This is a genomic window from Rhizobium leguminosarum (genome assembly GCF_010668065.1).
GTDB classification, from domain to species: domain Bacteria; phylum Pseudomonadota; class Alphaproteobacteria; order Rhizobiales; family Rhizobiaceae; genus Rhizobium; species Rhizobium leguminosarum_S.
Genome location: NZ_WUEN01000015.1, coordinates 50,387 through 75,577 on the forward strand (window position 1 = coordinate 50,387; position 25,191 = coordinate 75,577).

25 protein-coding genes are annotated in these 25,191 nt (G+C 60.7%); 16 read left to right on the forward strand and 9 right to left on the reverse strand.

The window, feature by feature from the left end:
- Window positions 1–3 precede the first annotated feature (3 nt).
- Together GR198_RS29760 and GR198_RS29765 are read left to right on the forward strand one after the other, a co-directional pair.
- Window positions 4–237 (forward strand): type II toxin-antitoxin system Phd/YefM family antitoxin, encoded by a 234-nt coding sequence (locus GR198_RS29760; protein WP_003541516.1) that lies wholly within the window; start codon window positions 4–6, stop codon window positions 235–237.
- A complete protein-coding gene (locus GR198_RS29765) occupies window positions 234–635 on the forward strand; it encodes a type II toxin-antitoxin system VapC family toxin (RefSeq protein WP_029873379.1) in 402 nt (133 codons plus the stop codon). Before GR198_RS29760 ends, GR198_RS29765 begins: the two co-directional genes overlap by 4 nt.
- Before the next feature lie 3 nt (window positions 636–638).
- Here the strand turns inward: GR198_RS29765 and GR198_RS29770 are convergent, their stop codons facing one another.
- Both GR198_RS29770 and GR198_RS29775 read right to left on the reverse strand, forming a co-directional pair.
- Window positions 639–1,403, reverse strand: coding sequence for a GntR family transcriptional regulator (locus tag GR198_RS29770; protein ID WP_020050885.1), 765 nt, complete (start codon window positions 1,401–1,403; stop codon window positions 639–641).
- A complete protein-coding gene (locus GR198_RS29775) occupies window positions 1,400–2,284 on the reverse strand; it encodes an N-acetylglucosamine kinase (RefSeq protein WP_029873380.1) in 885 nt (294 codons plus the stop codon). The genes GR198_RS29770 and GR198_RS29775 overlap by 4 nt, the downstream gene beginning before the upstream one ends.
- A 529-nt stretch (window positions 2,285–2,813) precedes the next feature.
- Here GR198_RS29775 and GR198_RS29780 point away from each other — a divergent pair.
- From GR198_RS29780 to GR198_RS29800, 5 genes are all read left to right on the forward strand, one after another.
- Complete coding sequence (locus tag GR198_RS29780) at window positions 2,814–4,073, forward strand: ABC transporter substrate-binding protein (RefSeq protein ID WP_029873381.1); 1,260 nt, start codon at window positions 2,814–2,816, stop codon at window positions 4,071–4,073.
- A gap of 221 nt (window positions 4,074–4,294) precedes the next feature.
- Window positions 4,295–5,242, forward strand: a complete 948-nt coding sequence (locus GR198_RS29785; RefSeq protein ID WP_011652846.1) for a carbohydrate ABC transporter permease — start codon at window positions 4,295–4,297, stop codon at window positions 5,240–5,242.
- A gap of 9 nt (window positions 5,243–5,251) precedes the next feature.
- Window positions 5,252–6,091, forward strand: a complete 840-nt coding sequence (locus GR198_RS29790) for a carbohydrate ABC transporter permease (protein WP_029873382.1) — start codon at window positions 5,252–5,254, stop codon at window positions 6,089–6,091.
- Window positions 6,088–7,146 carry a Gfo/Idh/MocA family protein gene (locus GR198_RS29795; protein ID WP_164070110.1) on the forward strand — a complete coding sequence of 353 codons (1,059 nt, stop codon included), beginning with the start codon at window positions 6,088–6,090 and terminating at the stop codon, window positions 7,144–7,146. The genes GR198_RS29790 and GR198_RS29795 overlap by 4 nt, the downstream gene beginning before the upstream one ends.
- A gap of 10 nt (window positions 7,147–7,156) precedes the next feature.
- On the forward strand, window positions 7,157–8,158 hold the full coding sequence (locus GR198_RS29800) for an ABC transporter ATP-binding protein (RefSeq protein ID WP_017988986.1): 1,002 nt from the start codon (window positions 7,157–7,159) through the stop codon (window positions 8,156–8,158).
- Window positions 8,159–8,206: 48 nt separating this feature from the next.
- Here the strand turns inward: GR198_RS29800 and GR198_RS29805 are convergent, their stop codons facing one another.
- From GR198_RS29805 to GR198_RS29830, 6 genes are all read right to left on the reverse strand, one after another.
- The gene (locus GR198_RS29805; protein WP_029873384.1) at window positions 8,207–8,536 is read right to left on the reverse strand and encodes an NIPSNAP family protein; all 330 of its coding nucleotides are present in this window, start codon (window positions 8,534–8,536) and stop codon (window positions 8,207–8,209) included.
- Window positions 8,537–8,731: 195 nt separating this feature from the next.
- Complete coding sequence (locus GR198_RS29810) at window positions 8,732–9,793, reverse strand: ABC transporter ATP-binding protein (protein WP_164026608.1); 1,062 nt, start codon at window positions 9,791–9,793, stop codon at window positions 8,732–8,734.
- Between the two features lie 12 nt (window positions 9,794–9,805).
- Window positions 9,806–10,594, reverse strand: coding sequence for an ABC transporter permease (locus GR198_RS29815; protein ID WP_026158775.1), 789 nt, complete (start codon window positions 10,592–10,594; stop codon window positions 9,806–9,808).
- Window positions 10,591–11,484, reverse strand: a complete 894-nt coding sequence (locus GR198_RS29820; protein WP_017961344.1) for an ABC transporter permease — start codon at window positions 11,482–11,484, stop codon at window positions 10,591–10,593. Before GR198_RS29820 ends, GR198_RS29815 begins: the two co-directional genes overlap by 4 nt.
- Before the next feature lie 70 nt (window positions 11,485–11,554).
- Window positions 11,555–12,658, reverse strand: a complete 1,104-nt coding sequence (locus GR198_RS29825; RefSeq protein WP_011652839.1) for an ABC transporter substrate-binding protein — start codon at window positions 12,656–12,658, stop codon at window positions 11,555–11,557.
- 191 nt (window positions 12,659–12,849) lie between these two features.
- Window positions 12,850–13,722 (reverse strand): MurR/RpiR family transcriptional regulator, encoded by an 873-nt coding sequence (locus GR198_RS29830; RefSeq protein WP_017961343.1) that lies wholly within the window; start codon window positions 13,720–13,722, stop codon window positions 12,850–12,852.
- 178 nt (window positions 13,723–13,900) lie between these two features.
- Between GR198_RS29830 and GR198_RS29835 the strand changes: the two genes are divergently transcribed.
- From GR198_RS29835 to GR198_RS29860, 6 genes are all read left to right on the forward strand, one after another.
- Window positions 13,901–14,671: an N-formylglutamate amidohydrolase gene (locus GR198_RS29835; protein ID WP_029873386.1), complete on the forward strand. Its 771-nt coding sequence runs from the start codon at window positions 13,901–13,903 to the stop codon at window positions 14,669–14,671.
- A 119-nt stretch (window positions 14,672–14,790) separates the two neighbouring features.
- Window positions 14,791–16,347: an amino acid permease gene (locus GR198_RS29840; RefSeq protein WP_029873387.1), complete on the forward strand. Its 1,557-nt coding sequence runs from the start codon at window positions 14,791–14,793 to the stop codon at window positions 16,345–16,347.
- Between the two features lie 145 nt (window positions 16,348–16,492).
- On the forward strand, window positions 16,493–17,857 hold the full coding sequence (locus tag GR198_RS29845) for a glutamine synthetase family protein (protein ID WP_029873388.1): 1,365 nt from the start codon (window positions 16,493–16,495) through the stop codon (window positions 17,855–17,857).
- Between the two features lie 243 nt (window positions 17,858–18,100).
- On the forward strand, window positions 18,101–19,486 hold the full coding sequence (locus GR198_RS29850; RefSeq protein WP_012758321.1) for an aldehyde dehydrogenase family protein: 1,386 nt from the start codon (window positions 18,101–18,103) through the stop codon (window positions 19,484–19,486).
- Window positions 19,483–20,634, forward strand: a complete 1,152-nt coding sequence (locus tag GR198_RS29855) for an iron-containing alcohol dehydrogenase (RefSeq protein ID WP_017961338.1) — start codon at window positions 19,483–19,485, stop codon at window positions 20,632–20,634. The genes GR198_RS29850 and GR198_RS29855 overlap by 4 nt, the downstream gene beginning before the upstream one ends.
- Window positions 20,635–20,863: 229 nt before the next feature.
- Complete coding sequence (locus GR198_RS29860) at window positions 20,864–21,577, forward strand: ParA family protein (RefSeq protein ID WP_062945287.1); 714 nt, start codon at window positions 20,864–20,866, stop codon at window positions 21,575–21,577.
- A gap of 74 nt (window positions 21,578–21,651) precedes the next feature.
- Here the strand turns inward: GR198_RS29860 and GR198_RS29865 are convergent, their stop codons facing one another.
- Window positions 21,652–23,052, reverse strand: a complete 1,401-nt coding sequence (locus tag GR198_RS29865) for a L,D-transpeptidase (protein WP_029873389.1) — start codon at window positions 23,050–23,052, stop codon at window positions 21,652–21,654.
- Between the two features lie 472 nt (window positions 23,053–23,524).
- Between GR198_RS29865 and GR198_RS29870 the strand changes: the two genes are divergently transcribed.
- The 3 genes from GR198_RS29870 (at window position 23,525) to GR198_RS29880 (ending at window position 25,188) form a co-directional block, all read left to right on the forward strand.
- Entirely contained in the window at window positions 23,525–24,364 is an 840-nt protein-coding gene (locus GR198_RS29870) for an aldose 1-epimerase family protein (RefSeq protein WP_164070111.1), read from the forward strand.
- Between the two features lie 71 nt (window positions 24,365–24,435).
- The gene (locus tag GR198_RS29875) at window positions 24,436–24,774 is read left to right on the forward strand and encodes a TIGR01244 family sulfur transferase (RefSeq protein WP_003541467.1); all 339 of its coding nucleotides are present in this window, start codon (window positions 24,436–24,438) and stop codon (window positions 24,772–24,774) included.
- Between the two features lie 72 nt (window positions 24,775–24,846).
- Window positions 24,847–25,188: a RidA family protein gene (locus GR198_RS29880; RefSeq protein WP_017994739.1), complete on the forward strand. Its 342-nt coding sequence runs from the start codon at window positions 24,847–24,849 to the stop codon at window positions 25,186–25,188.
- The last annotated feature ends 3 nt before the right edge of the window (window positions 25,189–25,191 follow it).

A 25,191-nucleotide genomic window follows, 5' to 3' on the forward strand; every position in this document is an offset into this window, starting at 1 on the left:
ACGATGCAAGTTACCATCCATGCCGCAAAGACCAATCTGTCGAAATTGATCGACGCCGCCCTTTCCGGTGAGGAAGTAGTGATCGCCAAGGGGCGCAAGCCTGTCGTGAAGATCATTCCGATTGTGCAGTCTTCCTTCAAGATCGGGCTGCTCAAGGGGCAAGTTGTTGGAAATGGACCCGACTTTTTTGAGCCCATAGATCAGGGCGAACTTGCGGCTTGGGAAGGGGGCGAGTGAACTCGCTCTTGCTCGACACCCATGCCTGGGCATGGTCGCTGACCGGCGACGAGCGGCTCTCGGCCAAGGCGATCGCTCTGATCGAAAAGGCGGAGACGATTTTCGTCAGCCCAATATCCCTATTCGAAATCGGGCAGAAGGTTCGTCTCTGCAAATGGCCGGAGATGGAGCCTTTCATCGGCCGGCTGCCGGAACTGCTGCACGAGCAGGGTGGCATTGCCGCTGCATTGACACCGGAAATCTGTCTGACCGCAGCCATGATGGACTGGACACATCGCGATCCGTTCGACCGGTTTCTTGCTGCGACCGCCATGCAGAATGGGATACCGCTTATCTCCGCCGATGCGATCTTCGATGATCTTGTCGGAAATCAGCTTTGGATCGCCCGCTTCTGGTAGGGCTTACGTCACCGCGATCGTCAGCTCCGCGACAAAGTCATAGGCGTCGCCACGATAGAGCGAGCGGGTGAATTCCACGGCGCGGCCGGAGCCCAGATAGGAGATACGCTCGATCGACAGGCCGGCCGCACCCGCGGAGACGCCAAGAAGCTGGGCGTCGGCTTCCTTCATATTGGTCGCCGAGATGCGCTGCACCGCGCGCACGGGTCGGACCTGAAGGCGTTCGAGCTCGGCATAGAGCGAATTGGTGACGGCTGAGGGATCGGGCAGGAATTCGCCGGAGACGCTGGCATTCTCGATCGCCAGCGGCTGGTCGTCGGCAATGCGCAGGCGGGAAAGGCGCGAAACCTTAACGTCGGTACCGAGGCCAAGGATCATCATCTCGTCGGGCGAGGGGGTGTGGACGCCTTTGTGCAGCCATTCGGAGCGGGAGGACATACCACGGCGCGCCATGTCCTCGGTGAAGGAGGTGAGTTGCGACAGGCGCTGCTCGACCTTGGAGACCGGCTTGGCGACGAAGGTGCCGGAACCGTGACGGCGCACCAATAGGCCGTCGGCGACGAGTTCGTCGATCGCCTTGCGCACGGTGACGCGGCTGACGGCGGCGAATTCGGCGATGTCGCGTTCCGGCGGCAGCGCATCGCCGTGGCCGAGCGTGCCGGTGCGCACGGCTCCTTCGAGCGTGCGGCGCAGCTTGACGTAGAGCGGACCTGTGCCGGCTGCCTGCAGGCGCTCCAGGGAAAGGAGGGTGGCGAGGTCGTCGGTCATGCCGCACCTCTCTGCCTGTCGTTCAAGAGCTTGATCGCAAGTTCCACCGCGCCCTGCAAGGCATCGCCTTTCGGTCTGGCAAGCAAAGGCCTGTAGCGTTCGGAAAGCCACGGCTCATAAGCTTCAGCAAGACCGCCGAGCAGGCAGATCGATGGGCATTCGGGCCAGAGCAGAGCTTCGAGACTTTCGCCGATCGCCGTTGCCGCATCCGTGACGATGCCGACTGCCACGGCATCGCCCTTAGCCGCATGTTCGAAGACGGTGGGGGCGTAACGGGCAAAATCCTTCGGTCTTGCCGAATGGGCGAATTCGACGATGCGCTCGGGATCATTGTCGTATTCGGTCATGACCGCGTCGGTGATCGGCGATGCCGGGCGCACCCCGTCATGGGCGAGCAGCGATCGTTCCAGCAGGTCGCGACCGAGGCGGGCACCGCTTGCCTGGTCGCCGACAACGAAACCCCAGCCGCCGATGCCGTTCAGCCGGCCATGCCTACGGGCATTATAAACCGAGCCGGTGCCGAAAGCGCCGACGATGCCGTCGGCATCGCCGAGCGCGCCCTGCAGGGCGATCAGCGCATCGGTGACGACGCGGCCTTCGGCAAAGGGCAGGGCCTTTTCGATTCGTCTACCATAATCCCCGACATTGGCGCCGGCGACGCCGACGACGGCTGCGACGGAGGAAATGGTTTCAGCGGCAAGCCCGGCATCGCGGAGCGCCTGCCGGGCGGATTCAACGATATTGAGAAGAGAGTTTTCCAGATCCGACAGGATGTTGGCAGGGCCGGCTTTGCCGCGGCCGATGATGTTGCCGCTCCTGTCCGCGACTGCGGCCCGGCAGCTCGTTCCGCCGCCGTCTATGCCGATTGCAAGCTCCGTCATCGGGCCTCCGAATATGCCGTTCCCTATGTTTTTTAATACAATACCAAAAAAATACCATTTACCAAGTGGGAATGACGTGAAAAATCAATCTTTTTATCATATTGATTTTGCTTAATTAAATTTTTTAATTAGTTTTATCAGGCCGAAAAGTTAATTTCGGCTGGACAATTGGTATTTTTTTGGCATTAATTCGGCAAAAGGGAACAGCACTTCGAAGCCCACGAAAACCGGCAGTTAAGCCAAGCCGGAACCGCTACGAAGGTGATCGAGATGACGACCCGCCGGCCTATCGGGCTTGTGGCGAAGTTCAGGAATCCATCGGCTTTCCCCATCATTTCGCCGCCCTCGGTGTAGCCGCCGGGAAGGCGCGCAGTCCGGCCGCAGGCGATCCGCCCTCGTGTCCGTCGAGCTTTCGGGACCGGCATTGCTGGCGGTCCTCCAAGGGGCGTTGGGTGTTGCCTCAGACACACCAATTGCTTGTTTCAGATCGAAAACAGCGCCTCGCGGCGCTTTAAAACAGGAGAGGGAAATGAAAAACACTGCTCTGAAAAGCCTGCTGCTTGCCTCCAGTCTGCTGACTTCAGCGGGTCTCGTCCACGCCGCCGACGTCACGCTGACGGTCGAAAGCTGGCGTAACGACGACTTGCAGATCTGGCAGGAAAAGATCATCCCGGCCTTCGAAGCCAAGAACCCGGGCATCAAGATCGTCTTCTCGCCGACCGCGCCGACCGAATACAACGCCTCGCTGAACGCCAAGCTCGATGCCGGCTCCGCAGGTGATATCATCACCTGCCGTCCGTTCGATGCCTCGCTCGAACTCTTCAACAAGAAGCAGCTCGCCGACATCACCAGCCTGCCTGGCATGGAGAATTTCTCGCCGGTCGCCAAGGCCGCCTGGAGCACGGACGACGGCAAGTCGACCTTCTGCGTGCCGATGGCTTCGGTCATCCACGGCTTCATCTACAACAAGGATGCCTTCGACAAGCTCGGCATCTCCGTGCCGAAGACGCAGGACGAGTTCTACGCAGCGCTCGACAAGATCAAGGCCGACGGCACCTACATCCCGCTCGCCATGGGCACGAAGGACCTCTGGGAAGCCGCTACCATGGGCTACCAGAACATCGGCCCGAACTACTGGAAGGGTGAGGACGGCCGCGCCGCCCTGATCGCCGGCAAGCAAAAGCTGACCGATGCCGACTGGGTCAAGCCCTATGAAGAGCTTGCCAAGTGGAAGCCCTATCTCGGCGACGGTTTCGAAGCCCAGACCTACTCCGACAGTCAGAACCTGTTCACGCTCGGCCGTGCAGCCATCTATCCGGCCGGTTCGTGGGAAATCGCGCTGTTCAACAGCCAGGCCCAGTTCAAGATGGGCGCTTTCCCGCCGCCGGTTCCGAAGGCAGGCGACACGGGCTACATCTCCGACCATCCGGATATCGGCGTCGCGCTTAACGCAAAGAGCACCCATGCCGAGGAAGCCAAGAAGTTCCTCAGCTGGGTCGCTTCGCCGGAGTTCGCCGATATCTATGCCAACTCGCTGCCAGGCTTCTTCAGCCTGAACTCCACCCCGGTCAAGATGTCCGATCCGCTCGCTCAGGAATTCGTTTCCTGGCGCGGCCCGTACAAGTCGACTGTGCGCTCGACCTACCAGATCCTGTCGCGTGGCACGCCGAACCTCGAAAACGAGACCTGGGTCGAATCGGCCAACGTGATCAACGGCACGGATACGCCTGCGGTCGCCGCCAAGAAGCTGCAGGACGGCATCGACAGCTGGTACAAGCCGGCCAAGTGATAGCGTGTGAGAGGGCGGCGTTTGCCGCCCCCTCATTCGGCCTGCCGGCCACCTTCTCCCGCTTCAGGGGAGAAGGAGACTCGCAGCGACCTCCCAGCCCGACATGGCATCAAAGCAGGGCAGTTCCTTCTCCCCGCAGCCGGAGAGAAGGCAGGGGTGAGGCGCAATGTTTTCCATCTGCGCTGCGCCTTGCGGCCAGTCGACAAGAACAGGCAAGAGCCATGAGCGAAACCGACAACACGGTCGATATCGTCCCGATCAGGCGCCCGGTGCGCTGGCACATCTTCGTCTTCATGCTGCCGGCCCTGATCGTCTATTCCGCCGTCATGGTGCTGCCGCTCATCGAAACACTTCGGTTGTCGCTCTACAATACGGTCGACGGGCAGCCGGCCTTCGTCGGACTGGCGAATTTCAAGGTGCTGTTCGGCGATGCTCGCTGGGCGCGCGATTTCTGGAATGCGCTGGTCAACAACCTGATCTTCTTTGCCATCCACATGTGCGTGCAGAACCCGATCGGCGTGGCGCTTGCCGCCCTGCTTTCGGTGCCGAAGCTGCGCGGCGTCGCCTTTTACCGCACGGCGATGTTCCTGCCGACTCTGCTCTCCTTCGTCATCGTCGGCTTCATCTGGAAGCTCATCCTTTCGCCGATCTGGGGTGTGGCGCCCTGGATGCTCGATCTGATCGGGTTGAAATTCCTGTTCGCACCTTGGCTCGGCAAGTCCGGTTCGGCGCTGATTGCGGTGTCGCTGATCTCGAACTGGCAATATATCGGCATTCCGATGATGCTGATCTATGCCGCATTGCTCAGCATCCCCGAAGAGGTGATCGAGGCGGCCGAATGCGACGGCATCACCGGCTGGGCCCAGTTCTGGAAAATCAAGCTGCCGCTCATCCTGCCGGCGATCGGCATCATCTCGATCCTGACCTTCGTCGGCAATTTCAACGCGTTCGACCTGGTCTATACCGTGCAGGGCGCTCTTGCCGGGCCTGACATGTCGACCGACATTCTCGGCACGCTGCTTTACCGCACCTTCTTCGGTTTCCAGCTTCAGCTCGGCGACCGCTCGATGGGCGCGACGATCGCCACGGTGATGTTCCTCATCATCCTCGCCGGCGTCTCGCTTTATCTCTTCGTCATCCAGCGGCGCATGCGTCGCTACCAGTTCTGAGGAGCGCGCATGTCCAAGGCACGCACATCTCCCATCCGCACCGGCCTCGTGCATCTGGCGCTGAGCGCCTATACGCTGGTCGCGCTGTTTCCGGTCTTTCTAACCATCATCAACTCGTTCAAGGACCGCGCCTCGATCTTCCGCGAGCCGCTGATGATCCCGACGCCGTCTACCTTCAGCCTCGTCGGCTATCAGACGGTGCTCGGGCAGGGCGATTTTGCCAACTACTTCCAGAACAGCTTCATCGTTACGATCGTCTCGATCCTGCTGGTGCTGCTGTTCGGCGCCATGGCGGCCTTTGCGCTTTCCGAATACCGTTTCCGCGGCAATATGCTGCTCGGGCTCTACATGGCGATCGGCATCATGATCCCGATCCGTCTCGGCACGGTGGCGATCCTGCAGGGCATGGTGGCGGCCGGCCTCGTCAATACGCTAACGGCGCTGATCCTCGTCTACACCGCGCAGGGCATACCGCTGGCGATCTTCATCCTGTCGGAATTCATGCGCACGGTTTCGGACGATCTGAAGAATGCCGGGCGCATCGACGGGCTTTCCGAATATGCGATCTTCTTCCGGCTGGTGCTGCCGCTGGTGCGCCCGGCCATGGCGACGGTTGCGGTCTTCACGATGATCCCGATCTGGAACGATCTCTGGTTCCCGCTGATCCTGGCACCCTCCGAGGCCACCAAGACGGTGACGCTCGGCTCGCAGATCTTCATCGGCCAGTTCGTCACCAACTGGAATGCGGTGCTGGCGGCGCTGTCGCTGGCGATCCTGCCGATCCTCGTCCTCTACGTCATCTTCTCGCGGCAGCTGATCCGCGGCATCACGTCAGGAGCCGTCAAGTGACCGAGAAACCGATCCGCGTCCTCGTTGCCGGCCTCGGCAATATGGGCCGCAGCCATGCGCTCGCCTATCACAACAATCCCGGCTTCGAGATCGTCGGTCTCGTCAACCGCTCGACGCCGCAATTGGAGCCTGAGCTGCAGGGCTACACGATCCATCCCGACTTCACGACGGCGCTGGCCGAGCTGAAGCCGGACCTCTGCTCCATCAATACCTATTCCGACAGCCATGCCGATTATGCTGTCGCCGCCTTCGAGGCCGGCTGCGATGTCTTCGTGGAAAAGCCGCTGGCGACAACGGTCGCAGACGCCGAGCGCGTCGTCACTGCGGCCAGGAAGGCAGGGCGCAAGCTGGTGATCGGCTATATCCTTCGCCATCACCCTTCCTGGACGAAGCTGATCGAAGAGGCGCGCAAGCTCGGCCCGCCTTACGTCTTCCGCATGAACCTCAACCAGCAGTCCAGCGGCCCGACCTGGGCGACGCATAAGTCGCTGATGCGCACGACCTCGCCGATCGTCGATTGCGGCGTGCATTATGTCGATATCATGTGCCAGATCACCGACGCCAGGGCCGTCGAGGTGCGCGGCATGGGCCTGCACCTGTCGGAGGAAATTGCCGCCGATATGTATAATTACGGTCACCTGCAGGTGCTGTTCGAGGATGGCTCCGTCGGCTGGTACGAGGCCGGCTGGGGACCGATGATCTCGGAAACTGCCTTCTTCGTGAAAGATGTGATGTCGCCGAAGGGTGCCGTGTCGATCGTCATGGATCCGAACGCCAAGTCCGACGATATCGACACGCACACCAAGACCTCGGTGATCCGTCTGCACACGGCCGAAACCGGCCCGGACGGCAAATTCATCCGGCCCGACCAGGACATGACAATGGAAGGAGAGCCCGGTCATCAGGCGCTCTGCGACCTGGAACAGGCCTTTATGCTGAGGGCGATCCGCGAGGATCTGGACCTCGACCGCCATATGGCGGATGCGGTGGCGTCGCTGCGCATCTGCCTTGCCGCCGACGAGAGCGTGCGCACCGGCCAGCCGGTCAGATTATAAGGAAAGACCCGTGGGATCGCTTCAACTCAAATCCATCCGCAAGACCTATGGCACGCATGAGGTGCTGAAAGGCATCGACCTCGAGGTCAAGGACGGCGAATTCGTCATCTTCGTCGGGCCGTCGGGCTGCGGGAAATCGACGCTGCTGCGCAGCATCGCGGGCCTCGAAGACGTCACCTCAGGCGCCGTCGTCATCAATGGCCGCGATGAGACCCTGACGCCACCGGCCAAGCGCGGCATCGCCATGGTGTTTCAGTCCTACGCGCTTTATCCGCATCTGACGGTCAAGGACAATATGGGGCTCGGTCTCAAGCAGGCCGGCACCGCCAAGGATGAGATCGACAAGCGTGTCGGCAAGGCATCCGGCATGCTCTCGCTGGAACCCTATCTGGCGCGGCGGCCGGCCGAGCTCTCCGGTGGCCAGCGCCAGCGCGTCGCCATCGGCCGCGCCATCGTGCGCGAACCGGAACTCTTCCTGTTCGATGAGCCGCTGTCGAACCTCGATGCGGCGCTACGCGTCCAGACCCGCCTCGAAATCGCCCGGCTGCACCGCAGCCTGAAGGCGACGATGATCTATGTCACCCACGACCAGGTCGAGGCGATGACGCTCGCCGACAAGATCGTGGTGCTGAATGCCGGCGCAATCGAGCAGATCGGTTCGCCGATGGAACTCTACAAACGACCGGCCAATGTTTTCGTTGCCGGCTTCATCGGCTCGCCGCAGATGAATTTCATCGCGGCCGAGAAGGTCGGCGATCATAGCGCCAAGACGATCGGCGTGCGTCCCGAACATTTGACGTTGTCGCGTGAACAGGGGACTTGGGCTGCGAAGGTCGTGCATGTCGAGCATCTCGGCGCCGACACGATCATCTATCTGGAATCCGACCAGTGCGGCCTGTTGACGGCGCGTCTTTTCGGCGAGCACCAGTATGAGCCGGATGAGATCGTCTATGCAACGCCGGACCAAGCGCACGTGCATCGTTTCGATGTAGACGATCAGGCGATCCGCTAAGCGCATGACTGAACGAAAAAGTCCCGCCAGCCAGCCTGGCGGGGTTTTTCATTTCCCGTCGTGCGCGGTTCGATCAGCGAGCACGGGCCGCATGAAGCTGCGTTCATAGCTGACGATACTGCGGTTGCGTTTGTCGAGCTCAAAAGCCGCCTGACATTCCGGATCGCTTGCCATACGGGTGCGATAGTCCTCGTAAGCGGCAAGGCTCGGGAAGGAAAACAGCGCAACGGCAATATTATTGGCGCCTTCGGACGGCAGGAAATAACCGTGATGCGTGCCGCCCATCCTGTTGACGATCGGAATCCAGAGCCGGGCATATTCCTCGAATTCGGCTAGCTTGTAGGGATCGATCACATAACGCAGGTGGCAGGTAATCATTGAAATATCCCATCAGGTGTGATGCTGGGCGGAAGGCTGCCCGGCTGATTTGGTTTGCTCAACTTCTGGCATCCAGCTGGGGGAGTTCAAGTGCTTTGTGGTGATGGCTGCATCACGATTGCTGACGGCTCGGACGAGCTGAAATGAAAAAGGCGCCGTTTCGCGGCGCCTTTTGTCTCAGCAGTATTGGCGAAATCAGTCGCGGATGATCAGCAGGTCGGCTGCCATGAAGCGCAGGGTTACCGTTTCGCCGGCCTGCGGCGGGGTGGTGCCCGGGCTGTTGAACATGTCGAAGGAGATGACGTTGCCGCCGACATTCATGCGGGTACGGATGACCGATCCCAGGAAGTGGGCCGAGACGACCTGGCCGGTCAGCGCCGTGTCGCTCTTGACGCTGTCGGAGAGCGAGCCGGCTTCCGGACGCAGCGCCAGCGAAATGGTTTCGCCGGCCTTGTGGGCGGCGACCGACTGTTTCAGCGTTATGCCTTGATCACCGATCTGGATGCGGTTGCTGTCGGGATCGACGACCTTGGCCTCGATGAGGTTCAGCGTGCCGACGAAGGAGGCGACGAAGCGCGTTGCCGGCGTATTGTAGATCTCGAAAGGCGAACCGATCTGGTCGGCCTTGCCGGCATTCATGACGACGATGCGGTCGGAGATCGAAAGGGCTTCTTCCTGATCATGGGTGACGAAGACCGTGGTGATGCCGAGCTGCTGCTGGATCTGGCGGATTTCTTCGCGCAGCGACACGCGGATCTTGGCGTCGAGTGCGGAGAGCGGCTCGTCGAGAAGCAGCACCTGCGGCTTGACGGCGAGCGCGCGGGCAAGGGCGACACGCTGCTGCTGGCCGCCCGACAGTTGATAGGGGAAGCGGTCGGCCAGGTGATCGAGCTTGATCAGGCCGAGCATTTCCTTGACGCGGGCGTCGATCTCAGGCTTCGGGGCGCCGGCGACCTTGAGACCGAAGGCGACATTGTCGTGTACCGTCATGTTGGGGAAGAGCGCGTAGGCCTGGAACACCATGCCGATATTGCGCTGGTTCGGCTTCAGCGCGCTTTGGTCCTTGCCATTGATGGTCAGCGTGCCGCCGGTTGGCGTTTCGAAGCCGGCGATCATGCGCAGAACGGTCGTCTTGCCGCAGCCCGACGGACCGAGGAATGAGACGAACTCACCCTTCTCGATGTTCATGTTGAAGTTCTTGACGACCTGAACCGGGCCGAAGGATTTTTGAATGTTGTTCAGCGTGAGAAAAGACATGAGCCAGATACCTTAAGCCTTTGCCGGGCGGGCTTTGCCGACGCGGGAAACGATGTTGAGCAGGCCCATGCTGAGCCAGGTGATCGAGAAGGCGATGACGGCAAGCGCCGAAGGCTCATAGGCCTTGTTGGCGCCAACGAGCTGCAGGTAGGGGCCGAAGGCCGGACGGTTCAGAAGTGCGGCAAAGGTGAATTCGCCCATGACGATCGCGAGCGTGATGAAGGCGCCTGAGAGAACGCCGCTCATGACGTTTGGGAAAATGCATTTGAACATGATGGTCGTCCATCGGGCGCCGAGGCTTTCGGCCGCTTCCGTCAGGGTGCGGACGTCGATGGCGCGCATGGCGGTATCGACGGCGCGGTACATATAAGGCAGGGACAGGGTTATATAGGAGAAGACCAGCAGGATGTTGGTGCCGGTCGTCGAACCCGTCAGCGGCAGGTAGGACGAAGAATTATACATCCTGAGATATCCGAAGACGATGACGATCGCCGGAATGACAAGCGGCAGCAACGTGATGAATTCGACGACCGGACGCATCTGCGGCAGCCGCAGCCGCACCCAATAGGCCGTCGGCACGACGAGCAGCATGCCGAAGACGATGGTGAGCAACGCCATCAGCATGGAATAGCCGAAGGTCTCCCGGAACTGAATGTCGGAGAATACCGACTCATAAGCATCGAGGCTGTATTCGCCACGGCGCATGCGCAGCGAAAACTCGATTGTGCCGATCAGCGGGATGATGAAGTAGGACGCGCCGAGAATGATGGCGATCCAGGCTCCGAGACGTTGAGCTTTCATTTCTGCCACCGTTCTGCGCGCATGCGCAGCATGAGGTAAAGGACGTTGGAGACGCCGGTGATGACGATCATGCCGAGCGCGATGGCGTAACCGAGGTTGGCATTGTGCAGAACGTCGCCGCGGATCTGCGCATAGAGCAGGATCGGCACGATGTTCAGCGAGCTGCCGGTCAGCGCGAAAGCGGTGGCAATGGCGCCGAAAGCGTTGGCGAATAGCAGTAGCGTCGTGCCGAGCAGGCTCGGCCAAAGGATCGGCAGCGCGACCATCGTCCAGTACTGGCGGTTGGTGGCGCCAAGAATCTGCGAGGCTTCGCGCCATTCCTTCTTCATACCGTCGAGGGCCGGCGTCAGAATCAGCACCATCAGCGGGATCTGGAAATACATGTAGGTGATGGTGAGGCCGAAGAAGGACAGCAGATTAAAGCCAGTGCCGTAGAGATTGAAGCCGAACCATTCCCGCAGGAAAATCGTCACAAGGCCGGTGCGGCCGAGCGTTGCGAGGAAGGCGAAGGCGAGCGGAACGCCGGCAAAATTCGAGGCGACGCCGGAGAAGGTCAGCAGTGTCGAGCGCACGGAGGCGGGCAGGCCGCCAAGCACGACGGCCCAGGCAAGGAAAAAGCCGATCAACGCGCCGCCGAGGGCGGAGGCGACCGAGATACGGATACTGATCCAGTAAGCGCTCATGATCGATGGCGTAAAAAGATCGCCGATATTCTTCAGCGTGAAATCGCCCTCGGGCGTCAGGAACGCGCCCACCACGAGATAAAGCGTGGGCATGATCAGGAATAGCAGGGAGAAAATAATGAAGGGTGTGATGCCCAGCCAGTCGATCACGCGGTCTTTGTTGATCAAGGGGGCACTGCTCGCCATCGGCGTTGAAACGGTGCTCATGGAAAAGCTCATCCTGGGGCGTCGGAGTGAGAAAACCTCCCCGCCTTGCGGCGGGGAGGCAGGATCAAAGTTACTGAACGTTGGCGCCGACGACGGAATCCCAGTTCTTGGTGATGGTTTCCTTGCCGGCGGCCTGCTCTTCCAGCGTCGGGAACACAGCCTTTTCATAGGCTGCTGCCGGCGGCAGCTTGTCGAGCAGTTCCTTCGGGATCTTGTTGTTCTTGGCAAGATCGTTGAAGCGGATCGGGTGGCAATAGCCCTTCAGCCAGCCGAGCTGACCTTCGTCGGAATAGAGGTATTCCATCCAGAGCTTGGCAGCGTTCGGGTGCGGAGCGAAGGCGGAAATCGCCTGAACGTAGACACCGGCAACGACGCCGGTCTTCGGAACGACGACCTCGAAGGGAGGATTGCCCTTCAGGCCTTCGCCCCACGAGAGGGCGTTGTAGTCCCAGGCGATGACGATCGGCGTGGAGCCCTGCGCGAAGGGAGCAGCCTTGCCGACGACCGGCACGAAATTGCCGCTCTTGTTCAGTTCGGCGAAGAACTTCAGGCCTTCTTCGCCTGCCTTGGCCGCGTCGCCGCCGGATGCGGAAAGACCAGCGGCATAGACGCCCTGGACAGCCTGGTTGGCGCTGCGCGGATCGCCTGCGAGGGCGACGCTGTTTGCATAGTCGCTCTTCTTCAGGTCGGCCCAGTCAGTCGGCGATTCCTTGACGAGATCCTTGTTCACCAGGAGCGCGAGAACGCCGTAATAGTCGCCGTACCAGTAGCCTTCAGCATCCTTGGCGCTGTCAGGAATGGAATCCCAGGTGGAGACCTTATAAGGCTGGATCAGGCCGTCTTTCTTGGCGGACGGGCCGAAAGAGAGGCCGACGTCGATGACGTCAGGAGCCTGCGGGCCGGTGTTGCCCTTGTTGGCCTTGATGGCTTCGATTTCGTCGCCCGAACTTGCATCCGGGTTCAGTTCGTTGACCTCGAGGCCGTACTTGGCCTTGAAGCCGGCAATGACGTCGCCATAGCCGCACCAGCTGTGCGGCAGAGCGATCGTCGTCAGGCTGCCTTCCTTTTTGGCGGCGGCGATAAGTTCAGCGCTCGGCTCGGCGGCGGCAATCGCGGTCGAAGCCACGATCATCGCAGTAGAAAGCGACAGAAGTCGAGAAATGTTAGAGATCACTGTTGTTCTCCTTCGGGTTTTCAGTGTCTGGCGATGCTGTTAATGAGATTACATGAAGCTTGTGTGACGGTTCGATGACGTTAATTCTGCTGTGAATAGCGGGGGTTGCGACAAATGTTTTATTTGCGACAACGCCGTCTTTTTCCGCGAAAAATCCGCCATTGTTTTTCTTCTGTTTTAGTCTTGTCCTCCTAACCCGGTTTACGGAAAAGCCTGGTCTGCTCGAACAGGCCTTCCAGTGTCTTCATGCGCTCTTTCGTCTCGTCCCAGGTCGAATTCTGAACGGCCTCGATCAGCGCTTCGACGATGAAAAGGGTGACGACGGAGGAATCCCAGGCCGACGGGGCCTCGATCCGGACGCGGAAGGCATGCCTGGCGAGCTTGGCGGCCGGCGAGCCCCATTGGTCGGTAAAGACGATGATTTCGGCGCCGCGTTTGCGGGCGGCGGTCGCAAGGCTCACCATCTCCTGCTCATAGCGGCGGATGTCGAAGATGATCAGGATGTCGCCGGCATTCATGTTGAGGACATATTGCGGCCAGCTGCTGGAATTCGACGATAGCAGCGTCGTTGCCGGTCGGATCACCTGCATATGGGTGAAGAAATATTCGGCAAGCGCGCCGGTGATGCGGCCGCCAACGAAATAAAGGCCGCGCTTGCGGTCGGAGAGCAACGCGGCGACGCTGTCGAACGTCGCGGTGTCGAGATCGGTCAGCGTCTGGCGCAGGTTGCCCATGATGGCATCGGCGAAACGGTTGAGAATATGGGTGCCTGGTGCGTTCTGCGCCCAGCGGTCGTGCTTGGCGATCGGGTTCGAGATCGTCGCCTCGACTTCCTGATGCAGATGCGCCTGAAAGTCAGGATAACCCTTGAAGCCAAGCTTCTGCACCATGCGCACGACGGTCGGCGTCGAGACGCCGGCATTCTCGGCGATCGTGGTGATGCTGCCAAGCCCCGAGACCGGATAATTGTCGAGCAGGCTTTCGGCCAACTGCTTCTCGGCGCGCGTCAACACCCCCAAATGCGAGTGTATGACGTCCGAAACCGTCTTCGACGCAACTGTCACGTAACTATGCTCCCCGGGATGGTCTGGCGCCACTTTCCCACTCAAAGTTAACAACGCTGTCATAATCCATGTCAACCACTGTCATGAAAAGAAATTTTCAGTCCATGCTTGACACTGACCGAAACCTGAAGAATTCTTTTCTTCATCAAGAATTTGTTAAGGGATAGGAGTGGCGCCTTTGGTGCTGGCCCGGCCGGAAATCCTCAGTGAAGCGGACGGTGACTGCGTCGGGATCGAACGTATCCACGGCCGGAGCCCGGTGCTTCTGGTCTGTGAGCACGCTTCGAATGCGCTTCCAGCCCTTTTCGGCGATCTCGGCCTGCCCAGCGAAGCGCTCTCCAGTCACATTGCCTGGGACCCGGGCGCGCTGGCGGTGGCCCGCATCCTATCGGAAGCGCTCGACGCGACGCTCGTTTACCAGCGGTTCTCCCGGCTTGTCTACGACTGCAACCGGCCGCCCGGTTCACCCGGCGCCATGCCGGAGACCAGCGAAATCTACGCCGTTCCCGGCAACAAGGATTTGAGCCCTGAAGAACGGCTTGCGCGCACCGACGCGCTCTATGTACCTTTCCATGACGCCATTCGCGGGCTGATCCGCGATCGCCGGGCGAGGGGGCATGACAGCATCATTGTGACGATGCACAGCTTCACGCCGGTCTATCATGGCCGCGAACGCGCGGTCGAACTCGGCATATTGCACGATGAGGACAGCCGGATCGCCGACCGTATGCTGGAGGCAGCGGCCGAGGCGCCGCTTTACAGGACGGAACGCAACGAGCCTTACGGGCCTGAGGACGGCGTGACCCACACGCTGATCCTGCACGGGCTTTCGAACGGCTTGCGCAATGTGATGATCGAGGTCCGCAACGACCTCATCGCAGACGATATCGGCCAAGGGTTCATGGCCGATTATTTGAAAGGGCTGCTCCAGCAAAGTCTGGACGGCTGAATAAAAAGAAGACCCGAGGGAGCAGTTTAACTGCGAACGTCCGCACGGCGCAAATGTCGCGGGCAATTGGCACTGAATCGGCCCGCAATCCCGCGGCCGATCGTGAACAGGGGGAAGTCATGTCGGACTATACCGAACTGGACAAGAAGCAGGATGTGCACATCCTGCATTCGATGGGTTATGCCCAGGAACTCGAACGGCGAATGAGTTCATTCTCGAACTTCGCCGTCTCATTCTCCATCATCTGCATCCTTTCCGGCGGCATCAATTCGCTGGCGCAGGCGACCTCCGGCGCCGGCGGCGCGGCCATCGGCATCGGCTGGCCGGTCGGCTGCTTTATCTCGCTCGTCTTCGCCGTCGCCATGGCGCAGATCAGCTCGGCCTATCCGACGGCCGGCGGTCTCTATCACTGGGGTTCGATCCTCGGCAACCGCTTCACCGGCTGGCTGACCGCCTGGTTCAACCTGCTCGGTCTCGTCACCGTGCTTGGCGCCATCAATGTCGGCACCTATTATTTCTTCATGGGTTCGTTCGGCACGACCTATCTCGGGCTGACCGACTCGACGACGGTGCGCATCATCTTCCTCGTGATCATCACCGGCGCGCAAGCGCTCGTGAACCACATGGGCATCGGCCTGACCGCGAAGCTGACCGATTTCTCGGGGTATCTGATCTTCGCGACATCGATCGCGCTAGCGCTCGTCTGCCTCGCCGCGGCGCCCTCCTACGAGTTCGGCCGCCTCTTCACCTTTGCCAATTATTCCGGCGAAGTCGGCGGCAATGTCTGGCCGACCACCTCAAGCGCCTGGGTCTTCCTTCTCGGCCTGCTGCTGCCGATCTATACCATCACCGGCTATGACGCCTCGGCGCATACGTCGGAAGAGACAGTCAAGGCTGCCGAATCTGTTCCGCGCGGCATGGTCGCGTCGGTGCTCTGGTCGGCGCTTTTCGGCTACATCATGCTGTGCGCCTTCGTTCTCATGCTGCCGAACATGGACGATGCCGCAAAGCAGGGCTGGAACGTGTTCTTCTGGGCGATGGACAGCCAAGTGAACCCGATCGTCAAGGACATTCTCTATTTTGCCATCCTGGTCAGCCAGTGGCTGTGCGGCCTTGCGACCGTCACCTCGGTCTCGCGCATGATCTTTGCCTTCTCGCGTGACGGCGGTCTGCCGGCATCGAAGGCGCTGTCGAAGGTCAGCCCGCAGTATCGCACGCCGGTGGCCGCGATCTGGACCGGCTCGATCCTGTCGGTTCTGTTCGTCTGGGGCTCTTCGCTCGCTACGATCGGTGACACGCCGGTCTATACGATCGTCGTGTCGTGCACGGTCATCTTCCTGTTCTTCTCCTTCGCGATCCCGATCACCCTCGGTCTCTTTGCCTGGGGCACGTCAAAGTGGGACAAGATGGGTCCGTGGAACCTCGGCGAAGGCGCCTTCAAGCTCTTTGCTGTGCTGACTGTCATCGCGATGATCCTGATCTTCATCCTCGGCATCCAGCCGCCGAATGAATGGGCGCTCTACATCACCGTCGGTTTCCTGGTGCTGACGGCAATCGTCTGGTTCGGCTTCGAAAGCCGCCGCTTCAAGGGGCCGCCGATCGGTGCCGAAGTGGCGAAGCGCCAGGCCGAGATCGCGGCCGCCGAAGCCGCCGTCGGCGAAAGCGGCGAAAACTAAGCATCGAGCTTCCCTCTCAAATGGCGGGGCCGCATCCTGCGGCCCCATCACCGGTTCAACGAAAAGGCATCAGGCCGCAAAGCCCGGCCGAGCGCATGCGATTTCGTTGCCCCAATTTTTCAATCCCAATTCAGGCGGATCAACCATGAGCAGCTACACAATCGACGATCTCAGGAAGGATGTTGCCGAAGGGCGTATCGACACGGTTCTGGCCTGCCAGGTGGATATGCAGGGCCGGCTGATGGGCAAGCGTTTCCAGGCAGAATATTTCGTCGAGAGCGCCTGGAAGGAAACGCATAGCTGCAACTACCTGATCGCCACGGACATGGAGATGGAGACCGTCTCCGGCTACAAGGCGACGAGTTGGGAGAAGGGCTACGGCGATTACACGATGAAGCCGGATCTTTCGACGCTGCGTCGCATTCCCTGGCTCGAAGGTACGGCGTTGGTGCTGTGCGACATGCTCGACCACCATACGCATGAAGAGGTCGCCCATTCTCCACGCGCGATCCTGAAGAAGCAGGTGAAGCGCCTCGAGGATATGGGCATGAAGGCCTATATGGCCTCCGAGCTCGAATTCTTCCTGTTCGACCAGACCTACGAGTCGGCGCAGGCCGCGGGCTACCGCAATCTCAAACTCGCCAGCGCCTATAACGAGGATTATCACATCTTCCAGACCACCAAGGAGGAAGAGGTGATGCGGGCGATCCGCACCGGGCTGCAGGGCGCCGGCATCCCGGTCGAGAACTCCAAGGGCGAGGCTTCGGCCGGCCAGGAGGAGATCAACGTGCGCTACGCCGACGCCCTCGCCATGGCCGACCGGCACGCGATCATCAAGAACGGCTGCAAGGAGATCGCCTGGTCGAAGGGCAAGGCCATCACCTTCCTCGCCAAGTGGAATTACAATGCCGCCGGCAGTTCCTCGCATATCCATCAGTCGCTTTGGAGCCTGGAGGAAAAGCCGCTGTTCTTCGATCATACCGGCAAATACGGCATGTCGCCGCTGATGCACAATTACGTTGCCGGGCTTCTCTCTCATGCGAGCGAGATCACTTATTTCCTGGCGCCCTATATCAACTCCTACAAGCGCTTCATGGCCGGCACATTTGCGCCAACCAAGGCGATCTGGAGCAAGGACAACCGCACTGCCGGTTACCGGCTCTGCGGCGAGGAGACCAAGGGAATTCGTATCGAGTGCCGCGTCGGCGGCTCCGATCTCAATCCCTATCTCGCCTTCGCCGCACTGCTTGCCGCCGGCATTGACGGCATCGAAAACAAGCTCGAACTCGAAGCGCCCTTCGTCGGCGACGCCTATGGCGGCAAGGGCGTTCGCGAGATCCCGCGCACGCTGCGCGCGGCCACGGCGGCGATGACGGAATCGGCGATGCTGCGCAAGGCCTTCGGCGACGACGTGATCGACCACTATACGCGCGCCGGCGAATGGGAGCAGGAAGAATACGACCGCCGCATCACCGATTGGGAAGTGGCGCGCGGTTTCGAAAGAGCTTAATAGGCATTTGCGATTTGCTTGGCCCTGACCCTAACCTTGCCGGGGTCGAGCCACTGGTCTCGACCCGTCCTACGGACCCCCGTAAAAACGGGGAGAGGGGACGTGCCAAACGCAGCGTCGATGTTGGGGAAAGCCGGTGCGGCATATCCCCTTCGCCCCGTTTACGGGGAGAAGGTGTCGGCAGGCGGATGAGGGGCCACGGCCTCACTCAAATTTTGAAGAATACGAGGATAGGAACAGATCATGGCAATGATCCAATGCATTTCACCGGTTGACGGGTCGGTCTATGCCGAGCGCGCAGCCCTTTCGCTCGACGCCGCTAAGGACGTCGTGGCGCGTGCGCGCAAGGCGCAGAAGGGCTGGGCGAAGCGGCCGCTCGAAGAGCGTGTGCAACTGGTGTTGAAGGGTGCTGCGCGGCTGAACGAGATGTCCGATGTCGTCGTGCCGGAGCTTGCCTGGCAGATGGGCCGGCCGATCAAGTACGGCGGCGAATACAAGGGTTTCAACGAGCGTTCCAACTATGTCGCCTCGATCGCGGCGGACGCGATGGCGCCTGTTGTCGTCGAGGAGAGCGATCGTTTCGAGCGGCGCATCGAGCGCGAGGCGCATGGCGTCGTCTTCGTCGTAGCACCATGGAACTATCCCTATATGACGGCGATCAACACGATTGCGCCGGCGCTGATGGCCGGCAACACCGTCGTGCTGAAGCATGCCTCGCAGACGCTGCTGGTCGGCGAGAGGCTGGTGCAGGCTTTCATCGAGGCCGGCGTTCCCGAGGATGTGTTCCAGAACGTCTTTCTCGATCATGAAACGACGTCAGCGCTGATTGCCGCCGGCAGCTTCAATTTCGTCAACTTCACCGGATCGGTCGAAGGCGGGCGGTCGATGGAACGGGCGGCTGCCGGCACCTTCACCGGCCTCGGCCTCGAACTCGGCGGCAAGGATCCGGGATATGTCATGGAGGACGCCGATCTCGAGGCGGCCGTCGACACGCTGATGGATGGCGCGACCTACAATTCCGGCCAGTGCTGCTGCGGCATCGAGCGCATCTATGTGCATGAATCGCTCTACGACGCCTTCGTCGAGAAATCGGTTGCCTGGGTATCGAACTACAAGCTCGGCAATCCGCTCGATCCGGAAACCTCGCTCGGGCCGATGGCACATAAGCGCTTCGCCAAGGTGGTGCGCGAGCAGATCGCCGATGCGGTTTCCAAGGGCGCCAAAGCGCTTGTCGATCCCAAGCTTTTCCCCCAGGATGACGGCGGCGCTTATCTCGCACCGCAGATTCTCGTCGATGTCGACCACTCGATGGCCTTCATGCGCGAGGAGACTTTCGGTCCGGCAGTCGGCATCATGAAAGTGAAGAGCGACGAGGAGGCACTCGCTTTGATGAACGACAGCCAGTACGGGCTGACGGCCTCGCTCTGGACCAGGGATGCCGAGCGGGCAGGGCGGCTCGGCCGCGAGATCGAAACCGGCACCGTTTTCATGAACCGCGCAGACTATCTCGATCCGGCGCTTTGCTGGACCGGCGTCAAGGAGACCGGCCGCGGCGGCTCGCTGTCGATCATCGGCTTCCACAATCTGACGCGTCCGAAATCCTTCCATCTGAAGAAAGTCACAGCATGAGCAGCAACATCACCGCAAACTGGAGTTATCCGACATCGGTCAAGCTCGGCCGAGGCCGCATCGCGGAACTGGCTGACGCCTGCAAGAGCCTCGGCATCAAGAAGCCACTGCTCGTCACCGACCGTGGCCTTGCCTCGATGGCGATCACCAAGACTGCGCTAGATATCCTCGAAGATGCCGGTCTCGGCCGGGCGATCTTCGCCGACGTCGATCCGAACCCGAACGAGAAGAACCTCGAAGCCGGCGTCAGGGCTTTCAAGGACGGCGGCCATGACGGCGTGGTCGCCTTCGGCGGCGGCTCCGGCCTCGATCTCGGCAAGTGCGTCGCCTTCATGGCTGGCCAGACGCGGCCGGTCTGGGACTTCGAAGATATCGGCGACTGGTGGACGCGTGCGAGCCTGGACGGCATCGCCCCGATCGTCGCGGTGCCGACAACGGCAGGCACCGGTTCGGAAGTCGGGCGTGCCAGCGTCATCACCAATTCCGAAACGCATGTGAAGAAGATCATCTTCCATCCGAAGTTCCTGCCTGGTGTCGTTATTTCCGATCCGGAACTGACGGTCGGCATGCCGAAGATCATCACGGCCGGCACCGGTATGGATGCCTTCGCCCATTGCCTGGAGGCCTATTCCTCGCCCTTCTATCACCCGATGTCAGCCGGCATCGCGCTCGAAGGCATGCGGCTCGTCAAGGAATTCCTGCCGCGCGCCTATAGGGAAGGCACGGATCTGGAGGCTCGCGCCAACATGATGGCCGCTGCCGCCATGGGCGCGGTCGCCTTCCAGAAGGGGCTCGGCGCCATTCACGCGCTGTCGCACCCGATCGGCGCCGTCTACAACACCCATCACGGCATGACCAACGCGGTGGTGATGCCGGCGGTGCTGCGCTTTAACCGCAAGCCGATCGAGGAGAAGATCGGCCGTGCCGCGGCCTATCTCGGCATTTCGGGCGGTTTCGACGGGTTCTACGATTATGTGCTGAAGCTCCGCTCCGAACTCGGCGTGCCGGAGACGCTGTCGGCGATGGGAATCGCCGCCGACCGCATCGACGAATTGTCGGCCATGGCGATCGAAGATCCGAGCGCCGGCGGCAACCCGGTTGCAATGACACTCGAAAATACCAAGGCCCTTTTCAGGGATTGCTTCTGACAACATAAGAGCGGACCTACAGACTGGCCTGGAAAACCTCGGTTTTCCGGGCTTTTTTCGTTGCCGCGATATCCCTATTTTTAGGGATGTGAAAAATACCGGCTGCAATTTCGCCGCGCGTGTTTCGAATTTGTTAACCATGATTAGAAAGGATGGATTAACCGCACGATGCTCCGACGGTGCGTAAGAGAGCGATTCCAGCTCGCACCATTCCTTCCGAGGACCGAACATGCCTGTCATCACATTCGCAAATACCAAGGGCGGCGCCGGCAAAACGACCGCTGTTCTGCTGCTCGCGACCGAGCTTGCCCGCAAAGGCTATCGCGTCACCATTCTCGACGCCGACCCGCAGCACTGGATTTCGCGCTGGCACGAAATATCAGGTCATGTGGCCAATCTTTCGGTGATCGATTTCGTGACAACTGCGTCGCTGCCGCTGCATATCAGCGAGAACAAGCACAATACCGACTATTTCATCGTCGACCTACCGGGTGCGCGCAATCCGCTGCTTGCCACCGCCGTCGGCCTTTCCGACCATGTGCTGATCCCCATTCAGGGCTGTGCGATGGATGCGCGCGGTGGCGCGCAGGTGCTCGAACTGCTGCAGTATCTGGATGAGAAGGCCGGCATCAAGATCGGCCATTCGGTGGTGCTCACCCGCGTCAACTCGATGGTGACGACGCGGGCGCTGCAAGTCGTCAAGTCGCTGCTCAGCGAGCGGCATGTGCCGGTGCTCGATACGGCTATCATCGAACGCTCCGCCTTCCGCGACATCTTCGACTGTGGCGGCACGCTGCACACGATCGATCCCACACGCGTCAGCAACCTCGACAAGGCCCGGGAAAACGCTACCTGTTTTGCCGAAGAAATAATGCGCAAGCTGCCGGTGAGGCTGACGGCATCCGCCCGCGTGACGAGCCCGATGGTCCGCTCGGCGGCCTGAATATATCCCCACCTGAAACGACAAGGCCGCCGGAGCGATCCGGCGGCCTTGTCGTTGTTATCGTCAGAGTGATTTCAGTCGACGAATTCGACCGTCACTCCCGGCTTGACCATCTTGGCAAGCTCGGTGGCATCCCAGTTGGTCAGCCGGATACAACCGTGGCTCTGAGTGCGGCCGATCTTCGAGGGCTCGGGCGTGCCGTGGATTCCGTAGGTCGGCTTGGAAAGCGCCATCCAGACGGTGCCGACGGGGCCGTTCGGGCCGGGCGGGATGTTGAGGATCTTGTCATTGGCGCCCTGCTGGAAGTTGATCTTCGGATTGTAGGTGTAGCCGGGATTGAGCGCGACACGCTCGACATTGACCAAGCCCGACGGGGAGGGGGTGTCGGAGGAGCCGATCGACGCCGGATAGGCGGCGAGGAGATTGCCGGCACCGTCATAAGCGAAGACCTGCTTGCGGCCCTTGTCGGCGATGATGCGGGCGACCGCGCCGCTCTTCGGCTCGCCCGGATTGACGACCTTGATGACTGTGCCGGGAACGCTGAAATCGGCGCCGGGATTCATCTCCTTGAGAAAGGCCTCATCCATGTGGAAGCGTTCGGCCAGCATTTCGGTGGTCGAGGTATAGGCGAGCGACGGCAACAGCGCCTTGTGCGAATAATCTTCCGGGATCTCCGCAACGAAGGGGCCAGCGGCATCGGCCGGCGTGATCGTGTAACTGACGACGGGCAGGCCGCCGTTCATGCGCAGTTCTTCCAGAATGGCATCGGTGTCGTTGGGATCGAGCTTCGACCCGGTCATCTGGTCATAGGCATAGATCCCCTTGGTGACGTTCGAGCCCATATGGCCGTCGATGACGCCCGGAGAGATGCCGGCGCGATCGAGGAAGACCTGCAGTGCGACGATCTCGGGCTTCGACTTGTTCTTCAGCGTGATGACAGGTTCATCGGGTGCGGTCTTCGGCTGGTCGGCAGGCGGGATCTGTTGGTCGGGGTCGATCGAGGCATAGTCGTCGCCGGGCTGCGGATTGCCGATGCTGTTATCCTCGGCATAGGGCTGGTCGCCGAGCGGCCGGCGCTCGATCGCGGCATCGCGCGGAATGCCGCCGGTGACGGCGCCGCGCTCGGAATAACGCGCATCGCCATCGGGATTGTTGTCGGAATAATAGGGGTCGTTGCCGTACTGGTCGTTATAGACTTCGCGCGGGCCGGGCCGCGGCGGATAGTAGCCTCGGGCGCGCATCTCGGTGGCGACGACGTTGCCATAGTCGTCGATCAACACGCGATTGCCGCTGCGGTCGCGGGCGTAGATATAGCCAGCTGGAACATAGTCGAGGATTTCGCCGCTCGGCGTCACGAGCACGATATCGCTCTGGCGGCGATCGCGGAACTGCTGCGCGCCTGCCTGCGGCGCTGTAGCCGCAAGAGCAGCCAGGACGGCCGCGAGGCAAAATGCCGACTTCAAAAAGCGATTCACGTCTGATACCTCGAACAGTGACTGGCAGACACACACCTGCGAATTTTGACGCTAGTGTGGAATTTATGAAAGCGTGCTGAACAAAATATGAAAATCACTAAGATTTCCTTTTGCTCATAAACGTTTGCGTCCTTGTGTCAGTTCCGCAAAATCCACGGTTGCTGCAAAAACGCAGGATGCGGGCGACGCCGATTGACGAATGGCGGCCCGAAACCTAACGCTAGCGCATCATGTTTTGCGAAAATCGATTCCGTTTTTCGCAAAGCATGATGCGTTGATTCAAAGTGTTAGAGCGTCCTTTGTGCGTCCGAAAGGACGCTCGGCGCTCTAGAACAGGATGATTTTAGGCTGGGTCGGCTTAAAATCTGAATCCTGTTCTACATTATATAGTTAGAGCATGATGTCGTCCGAAAACCGCTCACACTTTTCGGCATCATGCTCTAAGGACCGACAACTCCCCAAGGAGACCGTGATGATCGAATTTGCCGCCGCAAGCGGGCCGCGCCTGATGCTGGACGAAACATCTGTGCTGGATATCGGCGGATGCATCGTCGACGGCGTCGACATCGCGCCGAAGCGCGCCATTCCCGATGACGGCGATCCACGAATCGATCACTCGCTCGAGGGCTTCCTGTTCACCTGCGGGCCAGACCATATCCGCCACCGCCAGCCGATCCCCGGCCGGGACGACGGCAAGGTCTATCCGCTGCACGGATCGGCCTCCGGCCACGCGGCAAAGGTGCTGTGGACGAAGTTCGAGAATGGCAATGCCGAATGCCGTGCCGATATTGACATCACCACCGTCGAGGGACTGCCGCAGCGCATCGAGCGGCTGTGGCGGATCGATGGGGCGACCGGCGAGGTGCGGCTCGAGGACCGGGTCGTCAATACGAGCGATCGGACGGTGCCGACCTTCCTGATGTACCACATGAACACCGGCGGCAAATGGCTGGACGAGGGCACGCGGCTCGAAGGCCGGATGCTGGAAAATGGCGGCTTCCCCTGGACGTTCGGCGAGGAGCCGGGCGGCATCTTCTGCGTCGCGGCGCCGGCGACGGAGGAGGGGTTCGCGGAGGTCCGCCTCGGACCGATCGCCGCAATCGGCGGCAGGACGCTGCGGGTGCGTTTCCGCGCCGACACACTGCCCCATCTGCAGGTCTGGCGGAACCAGAAGGCGCCGGCCCATATCATCGGTATCGAGCCGGTTTCGCATCGGTGGATATCGCGCGACGAGCTTGAGGCAACTGGTGAGTTCAACATGCTGGCGCCCGGCGAGAGCCGCAGCTATGCGCTGACCTTTACCTTCCTGTGAGCGAAGTGTTGTTGACGCTGGCAGACCTCCGTCGTAGACCTTCAGCCCACGATTTTTGAGGAGACAAGACGATGGATATTCGCCAGATCGACGATGAATATTCGGTTTCGGGCCAAATCACGCTCGAGGAGCTCGACGAGATCAAGGCGCTGGGGTTCAAATCGATCGTCTGCCACCGCCCCGACCATGAAAGTCCCGACCAGACGTCGTTCTCCGTTATCGAGGCGCGCGCCAAGGAGCTCGGCCTGAATATCGCCCATGTGCCTGTCGGGCCGATGGGCGTGACCGAGGAAGCCGTGCAGGGCATGGTCGACGCGCTCGACGAATTCCCGCGGCCGATGCTCGGCTATTGCCGTTCCGGCGCACGCTCGACGGCGATCTACCAAAAGACCCACCATATCCGCAATTGAGCGCCCGCTCCGGGCGCCATTTCCGGCGTTGAACCTCAGCGCCACCACCTTCCATTCACTCAGGAGACTATGATGAGCATCAAGCGTATCGACGTCGGCTCGCGCATGAGCGGCGCCGTCATTCACGGCAATACAGTCTATCTCGCAGGCCAGGTCGGCGAGGGCGAAAGCGTCACCGATCAGTGCAAGTCCTCGCTTGCCGAAGTCGACCGCCTGCTGGCTGCGTCAGGCAGCAGCAAGTCGAAGATCCTGCAGACGATCATCTACCTCGCCGACATCGCCGATTTCGCCGAGATGAACGCCGTCTGGGAAGGCTGGATCGATCCGGCCAATCCGCCGGCCCGCGCCACCAGCGAAGCCAAGCTCGCAGCTCCGAAATACAAGGTCGAGTTCATCGTCACGGCTGCGATCTGATTT

Bases quoted from the DNA above. Each gene is read 5' to 3' on its own strand.
- GR198_RS29760 (WP_003541516.1), top strand. From the start codon at position 4: ATGCAAGTTACCATCCATGCCGCAAAGACCAATCTGTCGAAATTGATC.
- GR198_RS29770 (WP_020050885.1), bottom strand. From the start codon at position 1,403: ATGACCGACGACCTCGCCACCCTCCTTTCCCTGGAGCGCCTGCAGGCA.
- GR198_RS29775 (WP_029873380.1), bottom strand. From the start codon at position 2,284: ATGACGGAGCTTGCAATCGGCATAGACGGCGGCGGAACGAGCTGCCGG.
- GR198_RS29780 (WP_029873381.1), top strand. From the start codon at position 2,814: ATGAAAAACACTGCTCTGAAAAGCCTGCTGCTTGCCTCCAGTCTGCTG.
- GR198_RS29785 (WP_011652846.1), top strand. From the start codon at position 4,295: ATGAGCGAAACCGACAACACGGTCGATATCGTCCCGATCAGGCGCCCG.
- GR198_RS29790 (WP_029873382.1), top strand. From the start codon at position 5,252: ATGTCCAAGGCACGCACATCTCCCATCCGCACCGGCCTCGTGCATCTG.
- GR198_RS29805 (WP_029873384.1), bottom strand. From the start codon at position 8,536: ATGATTACCTGCCACCTGCGTTATGTGATCGATCCCTACAAGCTAGCC.
- GR198_RS29810 (WP_164026608.1), bottom strand. From the start codon at position 9,793: ATGTCTTTTCTCACGCTGAACAACATTCAAAAATCCTTCGGCCCGGTT.
- GR198_RS29815 (WP_026158775.1), bottom strand. From the start codon at position 10,594: ATGAAAGCTCAACGTCTCGGAGCCTGGATCGCCATCATTCTCGGCGCG.
- GR198_RS29820 (WP_017961344.1), bottom strand. From the start codon at position 11,484: ATGAGCACCGTTTCAACGCCGATGGCGAGCAGTGCCCCCTTGATCAAC.
- GR198_RS29840 (WP_029873387.1), top strand. From the start codon at position 14,791: ATGTCGGACTATACCGAACTGGACAAGAAGCAGGATGTGCACATCCTG.
- GR198_RS29845 (WP_029873388.1), top strand. From the start codon at position 16,493: ATGAGCAGCTACACAATCGACGATCTCAGGAAGGATGTTGCCGAAGGG.
- GR198_RS29850 (WP_012758321.1), top strand. From the start codon at position 18,101: ATGGCAATGATCCAATGCATTTCACCGGTTGACGGGTCGGTCTATGCC.
- GR198_RS29855 (WP_017961338.1), top strand. From the start codon at position 19,483: ATGAGCAGCAACATCACCGCAAACTGGAGTTATCCGACATCGGTCAAG.
- GR198_RS29860 (WP_062945287.1), top strand. From the start codon at position 20,864: ATGCCTGTCATCACATTCGCAAATACCAAGGGCGGCGCCGGCAAAACG.
- GR198_RS29870 (WP_164070111.1), top strand. From the start codon at position 23,525: ATGATCGAATTTGCCGCCGCAAGCGGGCCGCGCCTGATGCTGGACGAA.
- GR198_RS29875 (WP_003541467.1), top strand. From the start codon at position 24,436: ATGGATATTCGCCAGATCGACGATGAATATTCGGTTTCGGGCCAAATC.
- GR198_RS29880 (WP_017994739.1), top strand. From the start codon at position 24,847: ATGAGCATCAAGCGTATCGACGTCGGCTCGCGCATGAGCGGCGCCGTC.